This window comes from Brachybacterium sp. AOP25-B2-12, from assembly GCF_052378625.1.
Lineage (GTDB): Bacteria > Actinomycetota > Actinomycetes > Actinomycetales > Dermabacteraceae > Brachybacterium.
The window spans coordinates 158,222-181,407 of sequence record NZ_JBQSXW010000001.1; the positions used below are offsets into that span (position 1 = coordinate 158,222).

20 protein-coding genes are annotated in these 23,186 nt (G+C 73.8%); 2 read left to right on the plus strand and 18 right to left on the minus strand.

Annotation, left to right across the window (positions count from 1 at the left end; all coding sequences use genetic code 11):
- Positions 1 to 9 precede the first annotated feature (9 nt).
- Both ACT3TZ_RS00775 and rpsT read left to right on the plus strand, forming a co-directional pair.
- The gene (locus tag ACT3TZ_RS00775) at positions 10 to 723 is read left to right on the plus strand and encodes a type II toxin-antitoxin system PemK/MazF family toxin (protein WP_444581480.1); all 714 of its coding nucleotides are present in this window, start codon (positions 10 to 12) and stop codon (positions 721 to 723) included.
- Between the two features lie 341 nt (positions 724 to 1,064).
- A complete protein-coding gene (rpsT, locus tag ACT3TZ_RS00780; RefSeq protein ID WP_444581481.1) occupies positions 1,065 to 1,331 on the plus strand; it encodes a 30S ribosomal protein S20 in 267 nt (88 codons plus the stop codon).
- A 119-nt stretch (positions 1,332 to 1,450) separates the two neighbouring features.
- On the opposite strand, the gene ACT3TZ_RS00785 is transcribed toward rpsT, so the two are convergent.
- The 18 genes from ACT3TZ_RS00785 to ACT3TZ_RS00870 form a co-directional block, all read right to left on the minus strand.
- Positions 1,451 to 1,999, minus strand: coding sequence for a methyltransferase family protein (locus ACT3TZ_RS00785; RefSeq protein ID WP_444581482.1), 549 nt, complete (start codon positions 1,997 to 1,999; stop codon positions 1,451 to 1,453).
- Positions 1,996 to 2,385 (minus strand): hypothetical protein, encoded by a 390-nt coding sequence (locus ACT3TZ_RS00790; RefSeq protein WP_444581483.1) that lies wholly within the window; start codon positions 2,383 to 2,385, stop codon positions 1,996 to 1,998. The genes ACT3TZ_RS00785 and ACT3TZ_RS00790 overlap by 4 nt, the downstream gene beginning before the upstream one ends.
- 81 nt (positions 2,386 to 2,466) lie before the next feature.
- Entirely contained in the window at positions 2,467 to 3,456 is a 990-nt protein-coding gene (gene holA, locus ACT3TZ_RS00795; RefSeq protein ID WP_444581484.1) for a DNA polymerase III subunit delta, read from the minus strand.
- A gap of 97 nt (positions 3,457 to 3,553) precedes the next feature.
- A complete protein-coding gene (locus ACT3TZ_RS00800; protein WP_444581485.1) occupies positions 3,554 to 6,016 on the minus strand; it encodes a ComEC/Rec2 family competence protein in 2,463 nt (820 codons plus the stop codon).
- 12 nt (positions 6,017 to 6,028) lie between these two features.
- Complete coding sequence (locus ACT3TZ_RS00805; protein WP_444581486.1) at positions 6,029 to 6,883, minus strand: helix-hairpin-helix domain-containing protein; 855 nt, start codon at positions 6,881 to 6,883, stop codon at positions 6,029 to 6,031.
- A 293-nt stretch (positions 6,884 to 7,176) separates the two neighbouring features.
- Positions 7,177 to 8,337 (minus strand): N-methyl-L-tryptophan oxidase, encoded by a 1,161-nt coding sequence (gene solA, locus ACT3TZ_RS00810; RefSeq protein ID WP_444581487.1) that lies wholly within the window; start codon positions 8,335 to 8,337, stop codon positions 7,177 to 7,179.
- A gap of 46 nt (positions 8,338 to 8,383) precedes the next feature.
- Positions 8,384 to 9,604, minus strand: coding sequence for a tyramine oxidase subunit B (locus ACT3TZ_RS00815; RefSeq protein WP_444581488.1), 1,221 nt, complete (start codon positions 9,602 to 9,604; stop codon positions 8,384 to 8,386).
- A gap of 34 nt (positions 9,605 to 9,638) precedes the next feature.
- On the minus strand, positions 9,639 to 11,120 hold the full coding sequence (locus tag ACT3TZ_RS00820; protein WP_444581489.1) for an aldehyde dehydrogenase family protein: 1,482 nt from the start codon (positions 11,118 to 11,120) through the stop codon (positions 9,639 to 9,641).
- 192 nt (positions 11,121 to 11,312) lie between these two features.
- A complete protein-coding gene (locus ACT3TZ_RS00825; RefSeq protein WP_444581490.1) occupies positions 11,313 to 12,848 on the minus strand; it encodes an APC family permease in 1,536 nt (511 codons plus the stop codon).
- A gap of 52 nt (positions 12,849 to 12,900) precedes the next feature.
- Positions 12,901 to 14,121: an amidohydrolase gene (locus tag ACT3TZ_RS00830; protein WP_444581491.1), complete on the minus strand. Its 1,221-nt coding sequence runs from the start codon at positions 14,119 to 14,121 to the stop codon at positions 12,901 to 12,903.
- Positions 14,118 to 14,792 carry a DUF1028 domain-containing protein gene (locus ACT3TZ_RS00835; protein ID WP_444581492.1) on the minus strand — a complete coding sequence of 225 codons (675 nt, stop codon included), beginning with the start codon at positions 14,790 to 14,792 and terminating at the stop codon, positions 14,118 to 14,120. The genes ACT3TZ_RS00830 and ACT3TZ_RS00835 overlap by 4 nt, the downstream gene beginning before the upstream one ends.
- Positions 14,789 to 15,238 carry a RidA family protein gene (locus ACT3TZ_RS00840; protein ID WP_444581493.1) on the minus strand — a complete coding sequence of 150 codons (450 nt, stop codon included), beginning with the start codon at positions 15,236 to 15,238 and terminating at the stop codon, positions 14,789 to 14,791. The genes ACT3TZ_RS00835 and ACT3TZ_RS00840 overlap by 4 nt, the downstream gene beginning before the upstream one ends.
- A 43-nt stretch (positions 15,239 to 15,281) precedes the next feature.
- Positions 15,282 to 16,568, minus strand: a complete 1,287-nt coding sequence (locus tag ACT3TZ_RS00845; RefSeq protein ID WP_444581494.1) for a flavin-containing monooxygenase — start codon at positions 16,566 to 16,568, stop codon at positions 15,282 to 15,284.
- A gap of 131 nt (positions 16,569 to 16,699) precedes the next feature.
- Positions 16,700 to 17,626, minus strand: coding sequence for a LysR family transcriptional regulator (locus ACT3TZ_RS00850; protein ID WP_444581495.1), 927 nt, complete (start codon positions 17,624 to 17,626; stop codon positions 16,700 to 16,702).
- A gap of 27 nt (positions 17,627 to 17,653) precedes the next feature.
- The gene (locus tag ACT3TZ_RS00855; RefSeq protein WP_444581496.1) at positions 17,654 to 18,343 is read right to left on the minus strand and encodes a vitamin K epoxide reductase family protein; all 690 of its coding nucleotides are present in this window, start codon (positions 18,341 to 18,343) and stop codon (positions 17,654 to 17,656) included.
- A 35-nt stretch (positions 18,344 to 18,378) separates the two neighbouring features.
- On the minus strand, positions 18,379 to 19,365 hold the full coding sequence (locus tag ACT3TZ_RS00860; protein ID WP_444581497.1) for an NAD-dependent epimerase/dehydratase family protein: 987 nt from the start codon (positions 19,363 to 19,365) through the stop codon (positions 18,379 to 18,381).
- Entirely contained in the window at positions 19,362 to 22,046 is a 2,685-nt protein-coding gene (locus ACT3TZ_RS00865) for an alpha/beta fold hydrolase (RefSeq protein ID WP_444581498.1), read from the minus strand. Before ACT3TZ_RS00865 ends, ACT3TZ_RS00860 begins: the two co-directional genes overlap by 4 nt.
- Positions 22,043 to 23,071: a 3-oxoacyl-ACP synthase III gene (locus ACT3TZ_RS00870; protein ID WP_444581499.1), complete on the minus strand. Its 1,029-nt coding sequence runs from the start codon at positions 23,069 to 23,071 to the stop codon at positions 22,043 to 22,045. Before ACT3TZ_RS00870 ends, ACT3TZ_RS00865 begins: the two co-directional genes overlap by 4 nt.
- Positions 23,072 to 23,186: the final 115 nt, after the last annotated feature.

A 23,186-nucleotide genomic window follows, 5' to 3' on the forward strand; every position in this document is an offset into this window, starting at 1 on the left:
ATCCCTCGTATGTCGATCGCCTCACGCCTGTCCGCCCTGTTCCGCTCCGCCGCCCGGTTCCCGGAGGTGCGGCGCGCCGCCCAGGGGCTGGCGAAGGAGGCCGGACGGCGCCTGTCGGGCCGCTCGGGCGCGTCGGCGCGCGGCACCGGGGAGTCGAGCCGGGAGCGCACCGGGACGCTCCCCGCCGACCGCCGCCCGTCCCCTGCACGGCGGCCCGTGCCGCGGGCGTCTTCGACGTCCCGCTCCCCGCGCGGTGCAGGTTCGGCAGATGGCGACGGCGCGCACCTCGCCCTCGCGGACCGGTCCGGCGGCGCGCTGCCCGAGCTCCGCTACGCCCCCGTCGACGACGATCTCGCGGATCCCGGCGAGATCGTCTGGGCCTGGGTCGCGTTCGAGGAGGACATCTCCCGCGGCAAGGACCGCCCGGTGCTCGTCATCGCCCGCGAGGACGCGCGCGACGGGGGAACGGACGGCAGCGGACCCGTCGCCGTCGCCCTCATGCTGACCTCCCACGACCGCGGCACCGGGACGCACACCGATGAGCACGGCACGACGTGGGTCGACATCGGCTCCGGGCCCTGGGACTCCCGGGGCCGACCCTCCGAGGTGCGGGTGGACCGCCTTCTGCGGATCCCGCTGGGCGCGGTGCGCCGCGAGGGCGCACGGCTGGACGCGCGCCGCTTCGAGGTCGTCGTCGGCGAGGTCCGTCGGGCACGGCGCTGAGATGGACGCCGCGCCGCAAGGAACGATCGGGGCCCGACGGACCTCGCGACGAGGACCCTCGGGACGGCGCGGCCCGATGGGACCCAGGACACGCGGCAGGCCTTGGCGTCCGTGGCGTCGTGGCTGGTAGCATCGTCCGCTGTATGTGTGACATACCGCGAGGTGTGCGCATGCCGTCCCGCCCCTCCGTGTCCGGGCGTCGGCGGGCGTGCCGACCTCGAGCGTAGTCCGTGGCCGCGATACGGCGGCCGACGTCCCAGGCGATCCCCACCGCCGGTCCCCGTCGGCTGCTCGCCTCAGCGGCGCGGGAGATCCACGATCAGTCCAAGAGAAGAGTCCCTGTGGCAAACATCAAGTCCCAGATCAAGCGGAACCTGACCAACGAGAAGGCCCGCCTGCGCAACAAGTCCGTCAAGAGCGAGCTCAAGACCTACTCGCGCAAGGTCCGCTCGGCCGCCGAGGCCGGCGACGCCGCCGCCGCGGGCACCGCGCTCGCCGCCGCGTCGCGCAAGCTCGACAAGGCCGTCTCCAAGGGCGTCATCCACAAGAACCAGGCCGCGAACCGCAAGTCCGGTCTCGCGAGCCTCGTGGCCGACATCAAGGCCTGATGATCCGTCCTCGGACGCCCTGAGCGTCCGGTCACCTCGGTGACGTCCGCAGCGCCCTGCCCGGGTCCCCGGGTGGGGCGCTGCGTCGTGTCGAGGGGTGCTCGCGGCGGCCTGCCGCGTCACGGCGCCGGCACCGGCCGGCGGCGCGGCCACCAGCAGCGCACCGCCTCCCGGTACCGGGCGTAGGGCTCCCCGTGCCGGCGGAGGAGATCGGCCTCCTCCGAGGGACGGATCGCCACGTGCCACAGCACCGCGCCGCACAGCGCAAAGAGGATCGTCCCCCCGGAGCGCCGCAGGAGTCCCACCCCGATGCCCTGGGCGATGCCCCCGATCGCCATGGGGTTGCGCGCCCAGCGGTACGGTCCGCGCACGACGAGGTGACGGGCGGCGTCCATCGGCAGCGGGGTGCCGTCGCCGTGGACGGCCATCGTGGCCGCCGACCCCACGTTCAGCCCCGTCGCCCCCGCGAGCACCGCGGCGCCGGCCCCGATCGTGGCTCGACCGAGGCGGCCGGTGGGACGGACGGGCGACCAGCGGGCCTCGGCCCAGGAGATCGCGGCGGGCACGAGCCCCAGGAGCACGAGGGACAGGACGGCGCTCTGCACGGCCCCGGCCGCGAGGTGACGACGCGCCCGGGCAGGGCGCGCGGGCCGATACACGCGGATCATCGCGGGCTGCTCCCGCGTCGAGCTCCCCGGACGCCGGGGACGGCGGCCCCGTGCGCGGACAGGAGCCCGGCCCACCACGCGAAGGCGATGAGCGCGGGGACGACCGGCAGCGGCGCCATCGACAGCGCGGCGAGCCACCCCGAGCCGTCACCCATCAGCGGGAGGAACAGGCAGTACAGCGCCGCGTACGCCGAGGCGGTGGCGACCACGAGCAGGGCCGGCCCCGACCACGCCCGCTGACGCAGCACGCCCCACCCGGTGAGGATCGCGAGGATCCCGACCATCAGCACGTCGCCGACGGCGAAGGCCAGCAGGGTCGCGTCCGGTGCCGTCGCGGCCCGGAAGAGCTCCCCCGCGAACCCGGGACCAGGAGCAGCAGCGCCCACCAGGCGAGGACGCCGACACCCTGGAGGATCAGCCAGGCGCCGCTCAGACGACGCAGGAGGGCGCGCGACACGTCCGTGACCTCAGGGGCGTCGGGCGCGGGCCCGGCAGATCTCGGTGACCATCCGCTGGACGGACCATCGGGGGTCCCGGCCCGCCCCCTTGACCTCGTGGTCGGCGCGGGCGACGGCCTCGAGCGCCCGGGCCAGGGAGCGGTCGTCCCAGGCGCGGGCCTCCTTGAGGAGGTTGCGGAGCATCCAGTCCGGCATGCCCAGGCGGCGGGCGTCCGCCCCGGGGGCCGAGACCTTGGCGAGGTCCCGGACCTTGCGGGCGACCGCGGCCACGAGCGGCACCGGGTCCACCCCGGCCAGGCTCGCCTGCTGCAGCAGCACCAGGGCCTGGGCGTCGCGGCCGGAGATCGCGGCGTCGGCGACCGCGAAGGCCGTCGACTCGACGCGCCCGGCGGTCACGGAGCGGACCTCCTCGATCCCCACGGGGTCGGGGCGCCCCGAGCCCTGCTCGGGGGTCGTGTCCTCGATGAGCTGCCGGCTGACGGCGGCGAGCTCGGAGAGGTCCCCGCCGAAGGCGTCGACGAGGGCCGCGGCGGCCTCGGGGCGGATGCGGCGATCGGCGCGGCTGAACTCCGCGGTGACGAAGGCCTGCTTGTCCGCAGGGCGTTTGATCGGGTCGCACGCGACCCGGGGGACCCCGGCGGCGCGCAGGGCGTCGAGGAGCTTCTTGCCGCGCTGGCCGCCGCGATGGACGAGGACGAGGATGACGTCGTCCTCGGGGTGCGCCCGATAGGCGTCGATCTCCCGCACCAGCGCCTCCGGGGCGCTCTGCAGGTCGCGGACGATCACCAGGCGCGGCTCGCCGAACAGCGATGGGCTGGCGACCTGGGCCAGCGAGGTCGCGGCCCCCTCGCCGCCGAGCTCGTGCACGGCGGTCTCGGGATCGCGTTCGCGGAGGATCCGGCGGATCCGCTCGAGGGCGCGCTGGGCCAGGAGCGGCTCGGTGCCGTGGAGGAGGACGATCGGCGCGGGGTCCACCGAGTGCCAGGCCACGTCACCCATGTCGCCGTCCCTCCGTCGCACGTCGCAGCTCCCGCTGCCGGTGCTCGCGCGGGGCACCTCCGCGCCGTCCGGCGGGTGCTCGCGAGCGTTCTCGATCCTATCGGGGACCACTGACGGACCGGGCCTCGTCCCCCGTCGTACCGGGGCGGGCGGGGGTGAGCACGACCGTGCCGTCCCGGTCCGTGCGGAGCACCCGTGCATCGAGACCCTCGAGGATCCCGAGCGCCGCAGGGGCCGGGTGCCCGAAGGAGTTCTGGGCACCCACGCCGATCAGGGCCAGGCGCGGCCGGATCCCCGCGTACAGCCCGGCGTCCTGCCGCCGGGAGCCGTGGTGGGCGACCTTGACGATGTCGGCGTGCCCGACGTCGAGCCGTGAGAGGGCACGCTGCGCCGCGGGCTCGAGATCCCCGAGCGCCACCAGACGGGTCCCGTCGTCCCAGCTCACCGCGACGACCACGGAGCAGTCGTTGGCGCCCGCCTCCTCGTCCCCCGAGTCCTCGAGGGCCGCGACACGAGCGGCCGCGTCCGCCGACTCCGGCCAGAGCACGTCCAGGCGCAGGCCGGACAGCTCGATGGCGTGCCCGCGCACGACGGGCACGGGTGCGGGACCCGAGGGGACCGCTCGGGCGCGTGCGGCCCCCTCGCTCGGGCAGATCCACTGCTCGACGGGACGCCGGGACCCCACCAGCGCGTCGACGCCGCCGATGTGGTCGGCGTGCGGATGTGTCAGGACCAGCAGCGACACGTGCTCGACGCGCAGGGTGTCCAGGCAGCTCGTGAGCGCGTCGGGATCCGGCCCGGTGTCGAGGACGACGACGTCGCGCGTGCCGTCCGGCCCGCGGGGTGCTCCGCGCAGCACGAAGGCGTCCCCCTGACCCACGGCGCATGCCGCGACGGTCCACTCCCCGGCGTCCGTGCCGCCGGGAACGCGGGCGGCGATCGGCGGTGCGAGCATCGCGACGAGCACGAGAGCCACCGACCACCGCACGATCCGACGGTGGCGCAGGACGGTCGCGACGCCCACGAGCACGACCACCGCGGCCGCCAGGAGCCCGCCGACCGCACCGCCGGGCACATCGATCCGGGATCCGGGCAGCGCGTCCGCGGTGCCCGCGACGAGCAGGACGAGGTGGGCACCGCCCCCGGCGGCGGTGTCGAGCGCCCGGGCCGCTGCCGGGACGACGGGACCGACCACGACCGCGACGAGCCCGACCACGGTGATCGGGGCGACCAGGGGTGCGACCACGAGGTTGACCGCGACGGCCCAGGCGGAGATCGAGGGGTCCAGGAGCACGAGCACCGGAGTGCACACGAGCTGGGCGACCAGGGGGACCGCCACGACGAGGGCAGGGACGGTGCCGATCCGGTCTCCGGACACCTCGCGGAGCACCGCGGCGACCCGCGGTGCCAGGACGAGTATCGCCCCGGTCGCCAGGGCCGAGAGCACGAACCCGAAGGAGGCGACGGTCTGCGGGGAGGCGCACGCCCAGATCGCCACCGTTGCGGCGAGCGCCGTCACCGGTCGTGGCCGGCGGCCCAGGAACCGCGCGGCCAGCAGCGGCGCGGCCATCATCGCGGCACGCTGGACGCTGGGCTCCTCGCCGACGAGCGCCACGTACCCGCCCGCGACAGCTGCGGCCACGAGCAGCCGGGGGCGCCGGGGGACGCCGAGGACCAGCAGCGGCAGCAGCACCGCGGCCAGGACGAGGGCGATGTTCGCCCCGGAGACCGCGACGAGGTGGGAGATGCCCGCGCGTCGCAGCTGGTCCTCGGCCGTGCCCGACAGGCCCGCCGTGTCCCCGGTCGTCATCCCGCGGACGAGGGCCGCCTCGTCGGGCGGCAGATGGGACGTCGCGTCCCGCGCCGTGTCACGCAGCAGCGTGCGCACACCGGCCGCGGGTGCGATCGTCTCGACGCGGTCGACGCGCACGAGGACCAGCGTGCCCTCGACCCGCACGGTCCCGGTGACCCGGAGCCTGCTGCCGTCCCGGACCCCACCGAGCCCTCCCGCGGCGGTCGGGTCCTGTCCCGGGGCCGCTCCTCCGGTGCCCGCAGGGCCGCGCAGCAGCACCCGGATCGACGCCGGGCTCGGGATCCTCTCCCTCCCGACTTCCATCATCCCGGGCACGGTGCGCGCCGTCGCCGTCAGGTCATCGCGGGCCCACGCGGGAGCCCCTTGGGGAGCCTGGGCATCGGACAGGGTCACGACCTCGACGGTGGCGCGCGCTCCCGTGCGTGCTGCGGTCTCCATCGCGTCCCGCGAGACGTCGTGCCGGTGCACTCCGGGCAGCAGGAGCGCGGCTCCGCACAGCACGAGCGCCACGTGGCCCACCACGGGTCCCGCGGTCGGGCGCTCCCGGCGGGCCGTGCCGACCAGGACCCGCACCAGCACGACGGCCGCCAGGAGGCCGGCCAGGAGCAGCACCGTCGCATGCAGGTCGGACGCGATCCCGACGAGGGCCAGCACCCAGAGCGTGACGGACGCCGGCACGAGGCGCAGGTCCAGCAGGGAGGGTTCGGCGCCGGGGACGAGGGGTGAGGCCGGCGGGGATTCAGGCATGTCCGAGGCCGGTCAGACGGTCGCCCGCGGTCTGATCCTCTCGAGCGTCGCCGGGCCGATGCCCGAGACCTGCTCGAGGTCGTCGACGCTGGCGAAGGGCCCGTTGAGGTCGCGGTGGTCCACGATCCGCTGGGCGATCGCCGGACCCACCCCCGGCAGGGCGTCCAGTTCCGTGACGCTCGCGGTGTTGAGATCCACGAGGGCACCCTCGGCAGGTGCCTCCGCGCCGGGTCCCGCCTGTCCCGCCGAACCCGCGGCGGGGGGCGCCGCCTCCGCCGCCGTGGGCGGAGGCTCCCCGGGGACCGGGACGTGCACTTGTTCGCCGTCCGCGAGGGGCCGCGCGAGGTTGACGGCGGAGAGATCGGCATCGGGCCGCGCGCCCCCGGCCGCACGGACCGCATCGTCGATGCGCGAGCCCGAGGGCAATCGCACGATCCCCGGGGACTGGACCGCCCCGGTGACGTGGACGACCACGGTCCCCGTGGCGGTGCTCCCCTGCTCCGACCCGGCCTCGGATCCCGATGCGGTGGCCGGAGCGCTCTCGCTGGACGGCGCCTCGACGGACGCCGCGGTGCCGGCTGCGGCATCCGGGCTCGTGCCCGTCGTCGCGCCGCCCGCGGCTCCGCTCGGCCCGGAGGACCGGGCCGCCACGGTCGGCGGGGCCGCGGGGTCCAGCTCGATCGCCGTTCCTCGGGTCGACAGATGGATCGCCCCCGCCCCGACGACGACGACCGCGAGCACACCCAGGGCTGCGGACCGGCTGACCGTCGGAAACCTGAACCTGCGGCGACGACGACGCTCCTGGGACCGGTCGAGGACGGTCACGAGCGGCTGGTCGTCACCGGGGTCCCGCTGCGCGCCGGGCACGCCGTCGAGCAGTCGCTCCCGGGGAGGCTCAGAGTCGGACAGGCCATCTGCCCCAGCGAACTCCGACGCTCTGTGCCGTGCGTGCCGTCCCGGGGCGATGTCGTGCCCGGACGGTCCGTGACCATCCGTGCTGTTCCCGCTCCTGGCGTCCCCGCTCGTGAAGTCCATGTCGCGAGGCTAGGAGCGGCCCTGGGCAGGGCGCGGCGCCGAAGTCCTCGCCGGGGACATCCTCGACCTGGGGAGGGAACGATCTGGTTCCCCCGGCTCGCCGAGCTGCCCTCCGGCGACGGCGATCAGAACGCGAGGCGCTCCCGCACCGCACCGATCGCGTACTCCTCCCGCCACAGGTCCGAACCACCGTCGAGCACGATCTCCGCGGCCACCTTCCCGAAGGCCGGCGCGAACTTGAAGCCGTGCCCGGAGAAGCCCGCGAGGGTCACGATGCGGCCGTCCTCGGAGCGATCGATGATGGGGATCCGGTCCGGTGTGTACGCGTCGTGGTGCACGTTCCAGCGGACGGGCTCGGGGTGGAGGTCCGGGAACAGCAGCTGCGCGCGGGCACCGAGCACACCCAGCTCCTCGTCGTCGATCACCCCGGGCACGTCCTCGATGCCCGCGTACTGCTCCTCGACGCGGCTGGCCGGGCACACCTTGACCGCGCAGCCGTCCAGGCTCGGCGCGCCGAAGGCGTGGACGTCCCCGAGGTCCCGCATGAACACGGGCAGGCGGTCCGAGGTGAACAGCGAGAGGTGCCGCGGCAGGAACCAGGTGAGGATCAGGGGGCGCACCCGCAGCAGCGGCGCCAGCCCCGGTCGCACGCGGCTCGCCCAGGACCCGGCCGCGACGACGACGGCATCGGCATGGAGGTGCCCGTCGGGCAGGTGCACCACCACGCCGTCCTTCCGCTCCTCGATGTCCAGCACGGGCGTGCGGAACCGGAGATCGGCTCCGTGCTCACGCGCCCGCTCCTGGGCCGAGAGCACCGCGAGCTCGGGGCGCAGGCCGCCGCCGGACGGATCGAGGATCCCGGTGTCGTCGTCCTCGATGCGGAACTGGGGGTACTCCCGACGCAGGTCGGCGGCGTCCAGCATCCGGTGCGCCAGTGCGAACTCGTCGATCGCCGTGCGCGTCTCGCGCAGCTCCGGGCTGTCGCCGGGTCCGACGCTCAGGGCTCCGATGGGCAGCAGCAGCGTGCGTCCCGTCTCCCGGCCCAGTCGCTCCCAGAGCTGCCGTGCCTCCTGGAGCGCCGGTACGTAGCGCCGGCCCTCCTTCGCGGCGACGCGGAACAGGCGCGACTCCCCCGTGAAGGATCCGTGGGCATGGACGGGGCCGTACTGCTCGATCCCGACCACGCGGGCGCCGCGCTCGGCCAGCTGCCAGGCCGCCATCGACCCCATCGTCCCCAGGCCCACGACGACGACGTCGGGCCGGCGGCCGCTGCTGCGGCCGCTCATCCCCGGGGCCCGTCGCTGCTCGCGGGCGTCGCCGACGGATCGGCGATCATGCCATCGCGGGGCGGTTCCAGAGCGCGAGCTCCTGCCCCAGTCCCAGCTCCTCGGCGCGGCGCATGATGTCGGTGGCCCAGGCGACGTCCTCGACGGCGAGCCCGCCGATCGACAGGATCACGATCTGGTCCGGGCTCGTGCGCGCGCGCGCGGTGCCCGCGACGACGTCCCCGAGCTCGACGAGGTCCTCGGCGGCGATGTGCCCGGAGTCCACCAGCTCCTCGAAGCGCATGCCGATGAGGTTCAGGTGGTCGAACCACGGGCGCGGCACCTCGTCGCGCCAGGCCTCGTACATCGCCCGGCAGTCCACGACCTTGCGCACCTCGGCGTTCTCCATCCCGGCATCCAGGGCGGTGGCCGAGGGCAGGGAGACGAAGGCGCCGGGCTCGACCCATGCCCGCTCCAGCAGCGGGTAGGTGTCACGCCCGGTGCCGCCGGTGTTGGTATAGGTGACGATGTCGGCACCGCGCACCGCCTCCTCGGCGGTCTCGACCGGCTCGACGGTCAGCTGCGGGAAGGTCTCCCGCGCCCAGGCGCAGAAGGCCTGCAGACTCTCGGCGCCGCGCCCCTTGACGCGCACGGTGCGCAGCGAGGGGCGCGCCGCGCAGAAGGCGCGCAGGGCCGTGCGGGCCATGACCCCGGGGCCGATGATCCCGACGACCTCCGCGTCGTCCGCGGCCAGGTAGCGCGCCCCGAGCCCCGCGACGGCTCCGGTGCGCATCGAGCTGACGAGGTTGCCCGACATGAAGGCCAGCGGCGCCCCGGTGTCGGTGTCCGAGATGACGATGGTGTGGATCGAGCGCGGCAGGCCCTGGGTGCGGTTGGCGACGTTGGAGCCGTACCACTTGACGCCGGTGGTCCCGAAGCGGCCGCCCAGGTAGGCGGGCATGGCCAGGAAGCGCCGGTCGTCGCCGTCGTTGGTGGGCATGCCGGGCACCGCGGGCTCGTCGGGGAAGTCGATCTCCGCGCCGTGGGAGTGGCCGTTGGCGCCTGTCATCACGTAGTCGCCGGCGCCCAGGAGCGCGAAGGTCTCCTCCATGACGTCGATGCAGCGGGCCATGTCCTCGACCCCGGCGGCGATCATCGCCGGCTCGTCGAGGTACCGGAAGGTGAGCGCGCCGGGATGCGGCGGGGTCGAGGTGCCGTGCTCCCGGTCGGCGTCCGGAACGGGTCCGGGGCTCGGCGCTGTGCCATCTGCCGTCGTGTCGGTGGTCATCGTGCTCTCCTCGTGCCGCGGGCGTCGGTGGTGCTCATCCGAATTGGATCCAGGTGGTCTTCAGCGCCGAGTAGGCGTCGAAGGCGTGCAGCGAGAGGTCGCGGCCGAACCCGGACTGCTTGAAGCCGCCGAAGGGCGTGGTCAGGCCCAGGGCGTCCATCGTGTTGACCGAGACGGTGCCGGCGACGAGGCGCCCGGCCACGCGGTGTGCGCGGGCCAGCGAGCCGGTCCACACCGAGGCCGCGAGACCGTACTCGGTCGCGTTGGCGCGGGCGATCGCCTCGTCCTCGTCCTCGAAGGTCTCGACGGTCAGCAGCGGGCCGAAGACCTCCTCCGCGTGCAGCGAGTGATCGGCGGGCAGGTCCGTGGCGATCGTCGGCACGATGAAGGCCTCGGAGTCCCCGCGGGTCAGCCGCTGACCACCGGCGACGATGTGCCCGTCGCGGCGCGCGGTGCCGATGGCCTCCCAGACCGCGTCGGCATGCGCGGCGCTGACGAGCGAGCCGGAGCGGGCCGCCGCGTCCAGGGGGTCCCCGGGCCGGTAGGCCTCCGCGTGCCGGGCCACGGCGGCCAGGAACTCCTCGCGGATCGAGGCGTGCACGAGCAGGCGGGAGTTGGCCGAGCAGACCTCCCCCTGGTTGTAGAACGCGCCGTCGGCCGCGGCCGAGGCCGCCGCGTCGAGGTCGTCGACGTCGGCGAACACGAGATTGGAGCTCTTGCCGCCGGCCTCGAGGCTCAGCCGCTTCATGGTGGAGGCCCCCGAGGCAGCCAGCAGGGTCCTGGCCACGGCGGTCGAGCCCGTGAAGGTGATGGCGTCGACGTCCCGGTGATGCGCCAGGGCGCCGCCGACCCGCGGTCCGCTGCCCGGGAGCACGTTGAGCACCCCGGCCGGCAGCCCTGCCTCGAGGGCGAGGTCGGCCAGGCGCAGCGCCGACAGCGGGGACACCGAGGCGGGCTTGTGCACGACGGAGTTGCCGAGCGCCAGGGCCGGGGCGAGCTTCCACGCCGCGATCTCGAGCGGGTAGTTCCACGGGGTGATCGCCGCGACGACCCCGAGCGCCTCACGGGTGACCAGCGCCGTCGACCCGGGCGGGGTCGCCGGGATCTCGTCGCTGATCTTGTCGATCGCCTCGGCGTACCAGCGGAACGTCGCGGCCGAGCCCGGCACGTCCACGCCCCGTGACTCGCGGATGGGCTTGCCCATGTCCAGGGTGTCCAGCAGCGCGAGCTCATCGCCGTGCTCGTCGATCAGGTCCGCGAGCCGCAGCAGCACGGCCTTGCGGTCCTCGGCCCCCGCGCGGGACCACTCCCCTCCCGCGAACGCCGCACGGGCTCCGGCGACCGCGCGGTCGACGTCCGCAGGGCCCAGCGCCGCGACCTGTGCGAGCGTCGCACCGGTGGCGGGGTCGACGTCGCCGGAAGTCGCACCGTCGGCGGCGTCGACACGCGCGCCGCCGATCACGGCGCGGCCGTCCGGGCTGAGGTCGGTGGCCAGGGTGTGCCAGTCGGTGGTCATGACGGGGTCTCCTCGGGGTCGGGGGACGGATCGTGGGTGCGAGACGGATCGTGGGTGCGAGACGGATCGTGGCCGGCGATGCGGACCGGCCTGTGACGGGATGGCACGGAGCCGGGGCCGTGGAGGGATCGGGAGCTGATCATGATCGGAGCCCGCCCGGACCGGCACCACGATGCGGGCGGGCGCGGCCGATCAGTGCCCCAGCGGCGCGGGCGGCAGGTCCTCCGGGACGCCCGTGAGCGTGGCCGCATCGGCGTCCACGACGTGCTCGCGGACCGTGGCGCCGCGCACGTAGCCCACCAGGGCCAGCGCCGCGAGCACGGCCAGCGTGCCCCAGGTCAGCAGCAGGAACGGTCCCTGCTCGACTCCCCAGATGTCCACGAAGTCGTACTCGAGGCCGAACAGCCGCTCGAGCGTCCCCGGGAGCACCGTGGTCCAGGATCCCAGCAGGATCCACGCGAAGCACACGACACCCAGCGCGGTGAACACGCCGTTGCCGCCGGGCACCGTGAAGGGGCGGTGCTCCTCGGGGTGACGGTGCCGCAGGCGCACGGCCGCCGGGATGATGATCAGGTAGGACAGCAGGAACGTCGAGATCGAGATGTTCAGGACCACGCCGAACACGTCCCCGGCGGAGCCGCCGGTCAGGGTCGAGGCGGCGATGAGGAAGACGGTCGCGACGACGCCCGAGAGCAGGTTGACCCGGACGGGCGTCCCGAGCCGGCGGTGGAAGCGCCCGAAGAAGCCGCCGAAGAACGATCCGTCGGCGGCGGCGAGGGCCTGCATCCGGTCGCTCATGATCATCCAGGACGCGCCCTGGGAGGCGAGGATGATGACGAACAGCACCGCGGCGATGAAGGTCATGGGGCCGGCCGCCGGGCCGTACACGCCGAACACCGCCTGGACGGCGTCCATGAGACCGCCGACGCCGGTGATGGTCTCCTGGGGCAGGACCAGGAGCATCGCGAGGATCGGGAGCAGGTAGCACAGCGCGGAGGTGATCCCCGAGCGGGCGATCGACGTCGGGATGTCACGGGCGGGGTTCTTCATCTCACCGGAGGCGGAGTTGGCGGCCTCGAAGCCGAGGTAGGCGAACAGCAGCAGCGGCACGAGGCCCAGGAACCCGCCCAAGGTCGGGGCGAAGTCCCCGGCGCCGATGGTCTCGGTGCCGTGCTTGACCGCATAGATGATCGTGGTGACCAGGAAGAACAGCAGGAAGATCACCTTGAGCACGCCGCCCAGGGTGGGCAGCCACTTCGCCTTGGCCAGCGACAGGATCGCGGCGGTCACCGTGATCCAGATGAAGACGATCTTGAACAGGTAGTCCAGCGCGGACCCCGTCGCGAGCGGGGAGATGAAATGGTTCCACGTCTCCGCCGCGAGGAAGGCCATCGTCCCGCCCACCCAGACCGGCTGGGTGATCCACGAGAGGATCGAGGCGATCGCGGCGACCGGCCTCCCGAAGGCGCGGCGCACCCACAGGTACGCACCGCCCTCCCCGATGAAGGTGCTGCCGGTCTCGGCGAACACGAGGGCGTAGGGGACGAGGAAGAAGACGGCCAGGACGAGCGTCCACGTGAACGTCTCGGCGCCGAAGCTCGCCGTCTGGGCGAGGGTCTCGATGGACAGGACGGCGGAGACGACGAGGAAGACGATGTCGAAGCGGCCGAGCGTCTTCTTGAGGTGCTGTGTCTCCTGGGAGGCGAGGAGCGTCGTGCTCTGGACCATTGTCATGCTCCTTGCGGTGGGGTCGGGTGCTGCCGGGATGGTGCCGGAGAGGTCACAGGGTCCGGCGACGGCGGGAGGCGGCGAGGGCGGCGGCGGTCCCGGCCAGGCCCAGCGCTCCGTCGAGGATCGCGCGGTCGGCGGCGGGGGTGACCGCGGCGTCGGCGAACTCGGCCTGATGGTTGACGGCCGGCAGCGAATCGATGCCGAGGTAGGGGTGGATGGCCCGCACCACGTGGGAGACGTTGCCCATGTCGGTCGAGGCGGTGTTCATGCCGGTGCGGGCACGGTCCGCAGGGTCCAAGGCCCGCCCGGTGCCCGCGGTCGCGGCGCAGAACGTCGCCAGCAGCTCCTCGTCGTTGACGAGGTCGGCGTAGCGGCCGCTGGTCTCCTCGATCTCGACGGCGCAGCCGGTCGCGAGGGCTCCGGCCTCGAAGCAGCGGCATACGGCGGCATACAGCTCCTCGAGCTGCTCGAGGCTCCGTGCGCGCACGTACCAGGACCCGGTGGCGCGGCCCGGGATCGCGTTGGGGGCGGTGCCGGCCTCGGTGACGATCCCGTGGACCCGCGTGTCCTCGGGCAGCTGCTGGCGCAGCAGGCCGATCGCGGTCTGCGCGATGACGAAGGCGTCCGCGGCGTTGATGCCGAGCGTCGGGTAGGCCGCCGCGTGGGAGGCACGGCCCACGTATGTCACGTCGAAGTGCGCGACGGCGAACGGTGCGGCCCACGCGCGGTCCTCGGGGCCCGGGTGGATCATCATCGCCGCGTCGAGGCCGTCGAAGACGCCCGCGTCCAGCAGCGGCAGCTTGCCGCCGCCGCCCTCCTCGGCGGGGGTGCCGACGACGGTCACGCGGAGGTCCAGCTCATCGAGGACCTCGCGCAGGGCGAGGGCGGCACCGACCGCGGCGGCGGCGATGACGTTGTGTCCGCAGGCGTGCCCGAGCCCGGGCAGGGCGTCGTACTCGGCGACGAGGCCGATGTGGGTGCGGGCCCGATCCCGTCCCGCGCGTGCGGTGAACGCGGTGGGCAGCTCCGCGACGCCGGCCTCGACGGTGAACCCGCCCGCCGTGAGGACCTGACCGATCCGGCGCACGGAGCGGTGCTCGTGCCAGGCCGTCTCGGGGTCCGCGTGGAGGGCGTGGCTGAGATCGACGAGGGTGCCCGCCTCGGCCTCGAGCGCCGCGCGCAGGCGATCCAGCACGCCGTCCGGGACGGCGAGCGGCACCGGCGCGGTGGCGGCGGAGGCGGAGGCGGAGGCGGGGGCGGCGCTGCTCATCGGTCCCCCGCCACCCCGTACGACGGGGCCGCATCCGGGCGCAGGGCCCGGATGCGGTAGTCCGCCTTCTGCGGCAGCCACAGCTCCACGAGCCGTGCCAGCTCCCCGATCGGATCGTCGTGGTCGTCGACCCGCAGGTCCGTGGTGTGCCAGGGCACGTCGTCGACGACCGCGAGGCCCGCCGACCGCACGGGGCCCGCCTCCCCGCCCTCGGCCAGGGCCGCCTGCAGAGCGGCCAGCAGGCGCCCCTCGAAGGTCGGGGCCCCGCTGCGGGAGAAGGCATCGAGCATCTGCAGGGTCACCTCGGGCGTCGCGAGCATGTTGCCGGCGCTCACCGCCCCGGGCCCTTCGCTGTGGATATGGATGCCCAGGGCCCGATCCCCCGAGTGCACGGCCACCGCGCCATGGGCGTCGACCACGGTGACCTGGCGGACGTCGGGGAAGCTCTCGTGCGCGAGCGCCGTGGCCAGGGCGTCCCGGGCTCCGGCGCCTTCGGCCAGGGCGTCCAGCACGGCCGTGCCCAGGGCGGGGTTGGTGACGTTCTGGGAGGCGACGGCGCCGACGCGCGTGCGCAGGTGCACGCACCGCGACGCCACCGCCGGTGAGGAGGAGGAGACGACCATGCCCAGCGCCCCCGTCGCGGGGTCACGGGCGACGAGGGAGAAGGTCATGCGGGATCCCCCTCGCTGAGCGCGGCCCGCTCCTGCGCGGTGAGCACGGCCGTCGCGTCGATCTCGACGAGCCACTCGGGGCGAGCGAGCGCGGAGACGACGAGACCCGTCGAGACGGGGTGCACCCCCTGCAGCCAGCGCCCCATGACCCGGTACACGGGCTCCCGGAAGCGGATGTCGGTGAGGTAGACGACCACCTTGACGACGTCCGCGATCGTCCCGCCGGACTCCTCGAGCAGCATCGCGATGTTGGCCATGGCCTTCTCCGCCTGGACCTCGACGTCGCCCACCCCGACGTTCTCCCGCGTGTCCAGGTCCTGCCCGATCTGGCCGCGCACGTAGACGACGCCGTCGGCGACGACCGCCTGGCAGAGGTCGTTGTCGAGGTCCTGCTCGGGGTAGGTGTCCTTCGTGTTGAAGGGGCGGATGCGGGTGTGCGTGGTCATGGTTCCTTCCGGGGTGGAGGTCGGTGCGGCGGTGGAGGGGTGGTCAGACGCGGGCGACCGCGGGCGTGGCGACGACGCGGGCGTCGCCGTCGTAGCGTGCGTAGCCGCGCTGGATGTCGAGGAGATCGGCGAGGTTGCGGGCATCGTGCCACGTGCCCCAGATGAAGCTGGACCCGCGGCGCGAGAGCCACGGCAGTCCCAGGAAGTACACCCCGGGCTCGCGGGAGACGCCGCGCTCGTGCAGGGGGCGACCGCGGTCGTCGAAGGTGTCGACCCGCAGCCACGAGTAGTCGATGCCGAAGCCGGTGGCCCAGACGACGGAGGTGATCCCGGCGGCCCGGAGGTCGAGCTCGAGCACGGGGTCCAGCGCGTCCTGGGGCAGCGGGCCGAGGCGGTGGGCCTCGGGCTCGGGCGGGAGGTCCAGGCCGGTGCGCTCGACGTAACGGTCCGCGGCCTCGAGGACGGACAGGAAGTTGGCATCGCCACCGGCGAGGTTGCCGGCGAGGTCCTCCCGGAAGCGGAGGACGCCGTCCGCGAAGGAGTCGGTGCGTCCCACGAGCCGCACGCCGGAGGCGGCGAGGTCGCGGAAGTCGATCGTGTACCCGCCGCGGGCGCCGGTCACGGCGATCGTGGTGTGCTCCTTGCCGGGCCCGGGGGTGGCCATGTCCCACAGCCCCAGCACCCCGAGCCACCAGACGTTGTCGCGCCCGCGGTACCGGCGGGGCGGACGGTCGTGCTCGCCCACCGAGAGGTGCACGTCCCGTCCGGCGCGTCGCAGCTCATCGGCGATCTGGACGCCGCTGGATCCTGCGCCGACGACCAGCACGCCGCCCTCGGGCAGCTGCTCCGGGCTACGGTACGCGCTCGAGTGCAGCTGGGTGATCCCTGCGGTCTCCGGGATGATCGGCGGCACGGCGGCCTTCTGGAACGGCCCGGTGGCCGCGACCACGTACCGCGAGCGCACGGTGCCCTCGGAGGTGCGGGCGAGGAAGCCGTGGCCGTCCTCGGCACGGCGCACCTCGTGCACCTGGACGCCGGTGCGCAGCGGGGCGCCGATCATCTCGGCGTACTCGGCGAAGTACCGGGCCACGCGCTCCTTGGGCGCGAAGGCGTCGGGGTCCACGCCCTCGAGCTCGAGGCCGGGGAAGCGATCGTGCCAGGCGGGCCCGTTGGCGCACAGCGAGTCCCAGCGACCGGTGCGCCACGCCTCGGCGACCCGATCCCGTTCGAGGACCAGATGATCGATCCCGAGCCGTCCCAGGTGCTCGCTCATCGCGATCCCGGACTGTCCTCCTCCGACCACCAGCACCTCGGTCTCGTCGTGCGACATGGACGTCCTCTCCTCGCGGCCACCGCGGACGTGCGGTGTGGGGAGATTGTTCGCCCATCTGGGGTCACCAATCAAACAGGTAAGACTGCTCTTTCGCATCTGAAATCAGTATGCGGCGATGTTCGTGCAGGTCAGCCGTGCTCCACGAAGATCTCATCGGCGATCTCGGCCAGCATGAACGCCACCGCCTGGGCCCGTGCACTGCGCCGGACGGCGCTCAGGGAGGCGATCACGAGGGCCAGCTCGGGCACCGGGTCCTCGATCGGGACGGTCACGACGCGGCGGCCGTCGTGCGTGAGGTCGTGACGGGGACGCTGATTGAGCAGCGCGAACCCCTGGCCGTTGGCCACCAGCGCGCGCACCGTCTCGTACGTGCCCGAACGATGCCGGATCTCCGGGCTGATCCCGCCGAGCGCGAGGATCCCCAGGAAGTAGTCCCGGCTGAAGGGGAGATCCAGGAGGATGAAGCCCTCGTCGGCGAGCTCGGCCAGGTGGATCGTCCCGTGATCGGCGAGGGGATGGCCCGCCGGGAGCACGACATGGGCGGGCACCCCCGCGACGACCTCCCGCTCGACCTCCCCGCCGAGGGCGAAGTCGTAGCCGACGTGCATCTCCACCCGACCGGACCGCAGGGCTTCCCGTGCCTGTTCGGCATCGACCTCCTCGACCAGGATCTGCAGACCCGGATGGCGCTCCTGGGCGCGCGCGAGCAGGGCCGGCACCAGGAAGGGCGCGAGCGTCACGAAGCAGCCGATGCGGACGGGGCCCCGGACCTGGTTGTCGACGCCGCGCGCGGCATCCAGCGCGCCGTCGATGCCCACGAGGAGGGCGCGGGCGTCCCCGAGCAGCTGGACCCCCGCCGGTGCCAGGGCCAGACCCTTGGAGCGGTGCCGGACGAACAGCTGCACGCCGATCTGGGTCTCGAGCTGCGCGATCGCGGCGGAGACCGCCGACTGCGCCACGTAGAGCTCGCGTGCGGCCTCGGTCATGCTCAGCTTCTCGGCGGCCAGGACGAAGTACCGCAGCTGCGCGAGGGTGATCTCAGGTCGTCTGGCCATGCCGGATCGTACCGTGCCCCAAGGACATCAGATGCCCGCCATCGCCGCCCATTGGGGCCAGAACGCGACCATGATCACCGCGACCACCAGGACGTACCAGGCCGCAGTCAGCAGGATCCAACGCCGCAGGATGTCACCGAGCACCTGCGGGACCCGGATCGTCCCGGCCTCGACGGCGTGAGCCGAGGTCGCGAAGAACATCGGGGCCGTGACGGTCCAGACGATGATGCACCACGGGCACAGGGCGTGGATCACGAAGATCGCCGAGATCGCCAGGAAGTGCACGAAGGCGAAGGCGAAGGTCATGCCGCCCAGCACCGCGGCACGGAACCAGCGCGGCAGGGGTGCCTGGGCCAGGACGAGGGAGCCCGCGGCCGCCATGATCGCGAATCCTCCGAGGCCGATGGCCATGTTGGGCACGCCGAACGCGGAGGCCTGCCACGACTGCATGACGCTCCCGCAGGAGATGAACGGGTTGATGTCGCACAGCAGGCGCGCGTTCGGATCCGTCAGGAGGTGCAGCTTCTCGACGAGCAGCGTGAGCGCCGCGAGCCAGCCGACCACGCCCCCGAACAGGAGGACCGCGCCGGCGACCCGGTCGGGGGCGCGGCGGCGCGCGCGGGCATCGGCCATCAGCTCGGCGTCGATCTCCGCGATCAGCGCGCTGTCGTCGTCGAGGTCGTCGGGTGCCGTGCCGAGGGGGTCGCTGCCTGCCATGACGATTCCTTCCGGTCCGGGTCGGGACCTGCGGCTCATGCCGGGACGGGGTGGCGCTCGAACCACCGGTGGAGCTCGGCGAAACCGTCGTCGAGCGGGATGCGCGGCGTCCACTCCAGACGCTCGCGTGTGCGGCGCTGGTCGAACCAGTGGGCGGTGGACAGCTGCTCCGCGAGGAATTCTGTCATCGGCGGCTCGTCGGTGCCGGGTCGGAGGTCCCACAGCGTCTCGACGAGACGTCCCGCGGCCCGTCCCAGGCTCCCGGGGATCCGCAGCGTCGGGCGGGGCACCCCGGCGGCGTCGCAGAATCCTCCGAGGACGTCGCGCACGGTGCGCGGCTCCCCGTTGGAGACCACGAAGCTCTCCCCGTGGACCTCCTCGATCCGGTCCAGGGCCGCGACGATCGCCTCGGCGGCGTTGGTCACGTACGTCGTGTCGATGAGCGCGAGCCCCTGGTCCAGCAGCGGCAGACGCCGCCTGCGGGCGCGGTCGACGATCCGCCCGACGAGCTGTGTGTCCCCCGGGCCCCACACCACGTGGGGTCGCACCGAGGTCACGAGGAGCCCGTCGGTGCCGTCGGCGGCCATCGCGAGCAGCTCGGCGGAGGCCTTCGTCCGGGCGTAGGGGCCGCGGGCCCGCTCCGGATCCGGAGGGGTCGCGTCGAGCCCGACGATCGAGGTGCCGAGGTGCGCGACGGACGGCGAGGAGATGTTGATCAGTCTCCCGCCGCCGGAGGCCCGCAGGGCGTCCAGGACGTTCTGGGTGCCGCCGATGTTGACGGCACGGAACTCGGCCTCGGGCCCGGAGATGGAGACCTTCGCGGCGAGGTGCACGACGGCGTCGACGCCCTCGACGGCGCGCGTCACGTCCCCGGCATCGGTGAGGGAGCCCCGGACGTCCCGGACCCCGGGGATGTCCGCGGCGCGGCGCTGGAAGGCCTCGACGGTGTCGCCGCGGTCGCGCAGGGTCTCCGCGACGGCCCTGCCGAGCATGCCGGAGGCACCGGTGACCAGGACCTTCACGGACGACCCGCCCTCTGGCCCTGGAGCGCCCTGTCCGCCCAGGCGGAGAGGGCCGTGCGGTCGATCTTGGAGTTGTGGCGGATGTCGGTGGGCAGGCTCCGCGTGGTGAAGACGGCCGACACCTCGGTGCCGGTGGCCGCCCGGACCGCACGGCGGATCGCGGCGGCCAGCGCGATCGGCGCGGGGCGCGGGACGGCGGTGCGTCCCGGTCGGTGCTCCCCCTCGACCTCGACGATCACCACCACCTGCTGGGTCCCCGCCGGGCCCACGGCGGCGGCCGCGGCGCGACGCACGGTGGGGACCGCCTCGGCAGCGGACTCGATGCGGACCGGCGTCAGCAGGCCCTCGGAGGTCGACAGGACGTGCGCGGCGCGTCCCTCGACCCACAGGCGACCCTCGGCGTCGAGATGTCCCACGTCGCCCGTGGCGTACCATCCGGGGAACCGCGCGGAGCGACGGGTCGTGCCCCACAGCATGAGGTACCGGTCGCGGACGTGCGGGGCGCGCACCAGGATCTCGCCGGTGACGTCGGCGTCGGTGGTGATCTCGGCTCCGGCGGCGCCCAGGGTGTCCATCGGGGCGATCGCGACCTCGACGCGCGGCACGGGGCGGCCGACGCACACGCCGGGTCCCTCCCCCGCCGCGTCGATGCCGTCGAGGTCGATCGCGGCGACGGCCAGGCACTCGGTCATGCCGTAGGGCGTCAGCGCCCGGGCGGTGGGCAGGAGGCTCCGCAGCTCGCGCAGCAGCGGGGCCGGGATCGGCGCCCCGGCGGAGAAGAAGCTGGGCACGCGGGCCAGGGCCGCGCGGTCCTCGGCGCTCAGACGGCCGGCGGTGTCCAGGATGTTGCGCAGGGCGGCCGGGGCGGTGAAGACCGCCGGTGCCCCCAGCGCCCGGACCGCACCGGCGAGCGCCTGCGCGGTGAGCTCGCCCGGCCGGGTGATGTCCATGTCCGGGACCACCGAGGGAGCCCCGAGCGCGGGGCCCAGCAGCGCGAACGGCGCGAAGCCCGCGACGAGACCCCGGTCGGGGTCGAGGTCGAGCGTCTCCCCGACCGCCGTGAACATCGCCCCGAGCTGGCGGTGGGTGTACACGGCGCCCTTGGCGGGGCCTGTCGAGCCGGATGTGAACAGGACGACGGCGTCGTCCTCGGGGGCCGGCCATGCGGCCGCGAGCGGGGCGCCGAGCTCGCGCATGCGGCGTCCCTCGGCGGCGAGCAGGGTCACGGCGGTGTCGACGCCCAGGAGACGGCGGTCGATGGTGGGCAGGCGCTCGACGGCGATGCGCCGCCCCGGCCATCCCAGGGCGCGCGCCGCCAGCAGCGCCTTCTCGACGCCGATCACGTGGTCGGGGTGGGAGCCGATGACGGCACGGGTCAGGCCGTCGACCCCGAGACCCGCGTCGGCGACCACGGCGACGACGCCGATCCGCAGGCAGGCGTAGAGGATCGCCGTGAGGTCCGCGCCCGGCGGCACGAGCAGGACGATCCTCTCCCCGGGACGGATCCCGTGGGCCAGCATCCCCGAGGCGATGTCGTCGATCCGGGCCGAGAGCATCCCCCACGAGATCTCCCGGGGGTCCTGGCCGTCGGGCCGCATCTCGACGACGGCCGCCTCGTGACGGCGGGCCGGATCCGCGGCGAGCTCCTGGATGCGGGCACCGAGGTGCTGGTCGGGTGCCTGCTCGGCGTCGAGGGAGACCGATCGTCGCGGTCGGGGCGACGCGCCGAGGGTGTCGGCGAGCCAGGTGGAGACGAGGCCGGCGACGTCGGCGTCCTCCCACACGAGATGGCTGGCGCCCTCGAAGCGGTGCACGTCGGCGTGCGGGACCCGCTCGATCAGATCGCGCAGGTAGCGGTCGGAGAAGGTGATGTCCTTGGGACCCCAGACGAACAGGGTCGGGACGTGCAGCTCGCGGATCCCGGCGGCCAGGCGCTCCAGGGTGGGCCGGCTGGGATGGTCGGCGGTCGCGGGGATGTCCGCGACGAACGCCTCGATCCCGGCCCTGCGGGCGTGGGTGCGGTACGGCGCGAGGTAGCCCTCGCGCACCGCGGGGGCCAGCGGCGGGTCCGACAGTGCGAGCGTCGTGCGCAGGAAGGCGTCGGTGATCGCGGTCACGGCCGGCAGGAAGCCCGGCGCCGTCGCCAGCTCGAGAGCTTTGGGCAGGGACTCCCCCAGCTCCTGATGGATCCCCGTGTTGGTGAGGATCATCCCGACGACGTCGGCGCGGTTGTCCAGCGCCCAGCCCACCGAGACGATCCCGCCCCAGTCGTGGCCGACCGTGACGACGGGGCCGCGCAGGCCCAGGGAGTCTGTGAGCAGGGACAGGTCGGTGATGCGGTCCTGCAGCCTACGGGTGACGCCGGTGCGCTCGGACCAGCCCATCTCCAGCTGGTCCACGGCCAGCACCCGCCAGGGGATGTCGTCGCGGATCAGCGAGCGGAACAGGAACGAGGAGGTGGGGTTGCCGTGGACGCACAGCAGCGTGCCCTCGGGCTCGATGCCGCGCTCGGCCAGCAGCGGGGCGGAGTCCAGGAGGTGCCAGGTGCGCACCGTGCCGGTGTGGTCGCGTGCGGTGACCGTGCGGGAGGCGCGGGGATCCACCCCCTCGAGGGCGGGGATCGCCGGGAGGGAGGTGTCACATCCCTGGGCGGAGCCGGGACGATGCGGACGGGCGTTCACCACTGGACCTCCATGAAGGCGGTGTTGAGCCCGGAGCCGACCCCGAGCAGCAGGACCCGGTCGCCCCGGGTGATGTTGGGCTGGTGCTTGGCCAGCGTCATGGGCACGGCCTCGGCGGCCACGTTGCCCCAGTCCGGGAACGTCACGGGGATCTTGTCCATGCCCACCCCGCTGACCTTCGCGAAGTTGCGGGTGTAGACCATCGAGACCTGGTGCGGGATCACGTGGTCGCAGCCGCGCAGGTCCAGGCCCGCGGCATTGGCGTCGCGCCAGGTCTCCATGATCAGCCCGATCCCGTTCTCGAGCAGGCCCTCGCTGTCGGTGCGCATGTCGTCCATGTCGCCGATGCAGAGGTCGTGGAAGCGCGTGGCGGCGCGGGCCTGCGTGCCCACGAGGCGGTGCCCCTCGGGATGGGCGTCGGCGCGGCCGAGGACGGCGGCGGCGGCGCCCGAGCCGAGGGTGAGCGAGGCGAACTGGTTGTTGAAGTCCTTGCGGGTGGCGCCCTTGGAGTTCAGGCGGTCCATCGTGCCGCGCTGAACCTCCTCGACGTCCTCGGCGCCCACGATCAGCGCGTACTCGATCTGGCCGGAGTCGATCATGCCCGAGGCCATCGTCATCGCGTTGACGAAGCCGAGGCAGGCGTTGGTGATGTCGAAGTCCATGCAGGAGCTGGGCATGCCCAGGGCGTCGTGGACGGAGGTGACGACGGCGGGCTCGAGGTGCTGGCGGCTCACCGAGGCGTTGATCATGAGGCCCACCTGGTCGCGGGTGATCCCCGCCTTGGCCATGGCGCGCTCGGCGGCCAGGACGATGCCCTGGCGCCAGCCGTTCTCGGAGTCGCGCCACCAGCGGCGCTCGTAGACGCCCGCCACCCGCTGCAGCACGCCCTTGGGCAGCCGCAGCCGACGGCGCGCCGGGGCGAGCCATTCGTCGATCTGGTCGGAGCTCACAGGGACCTGCGCCTCGGTGGCCTCGACCGCGAGCAGCGCCGTGTTGCGATGGACGAACGTCGTGTTCCCGTTCAAGCTGTGCACCTTCATCCGAGCTGGTCGTGGTCCGCGTCCGACGCGCCGGTCGCGGAGCGGCCCCTCCCGCCGCGCGGGGCCCCGGACATTGTTCCATTGTCCGCCTGCCCGTGGG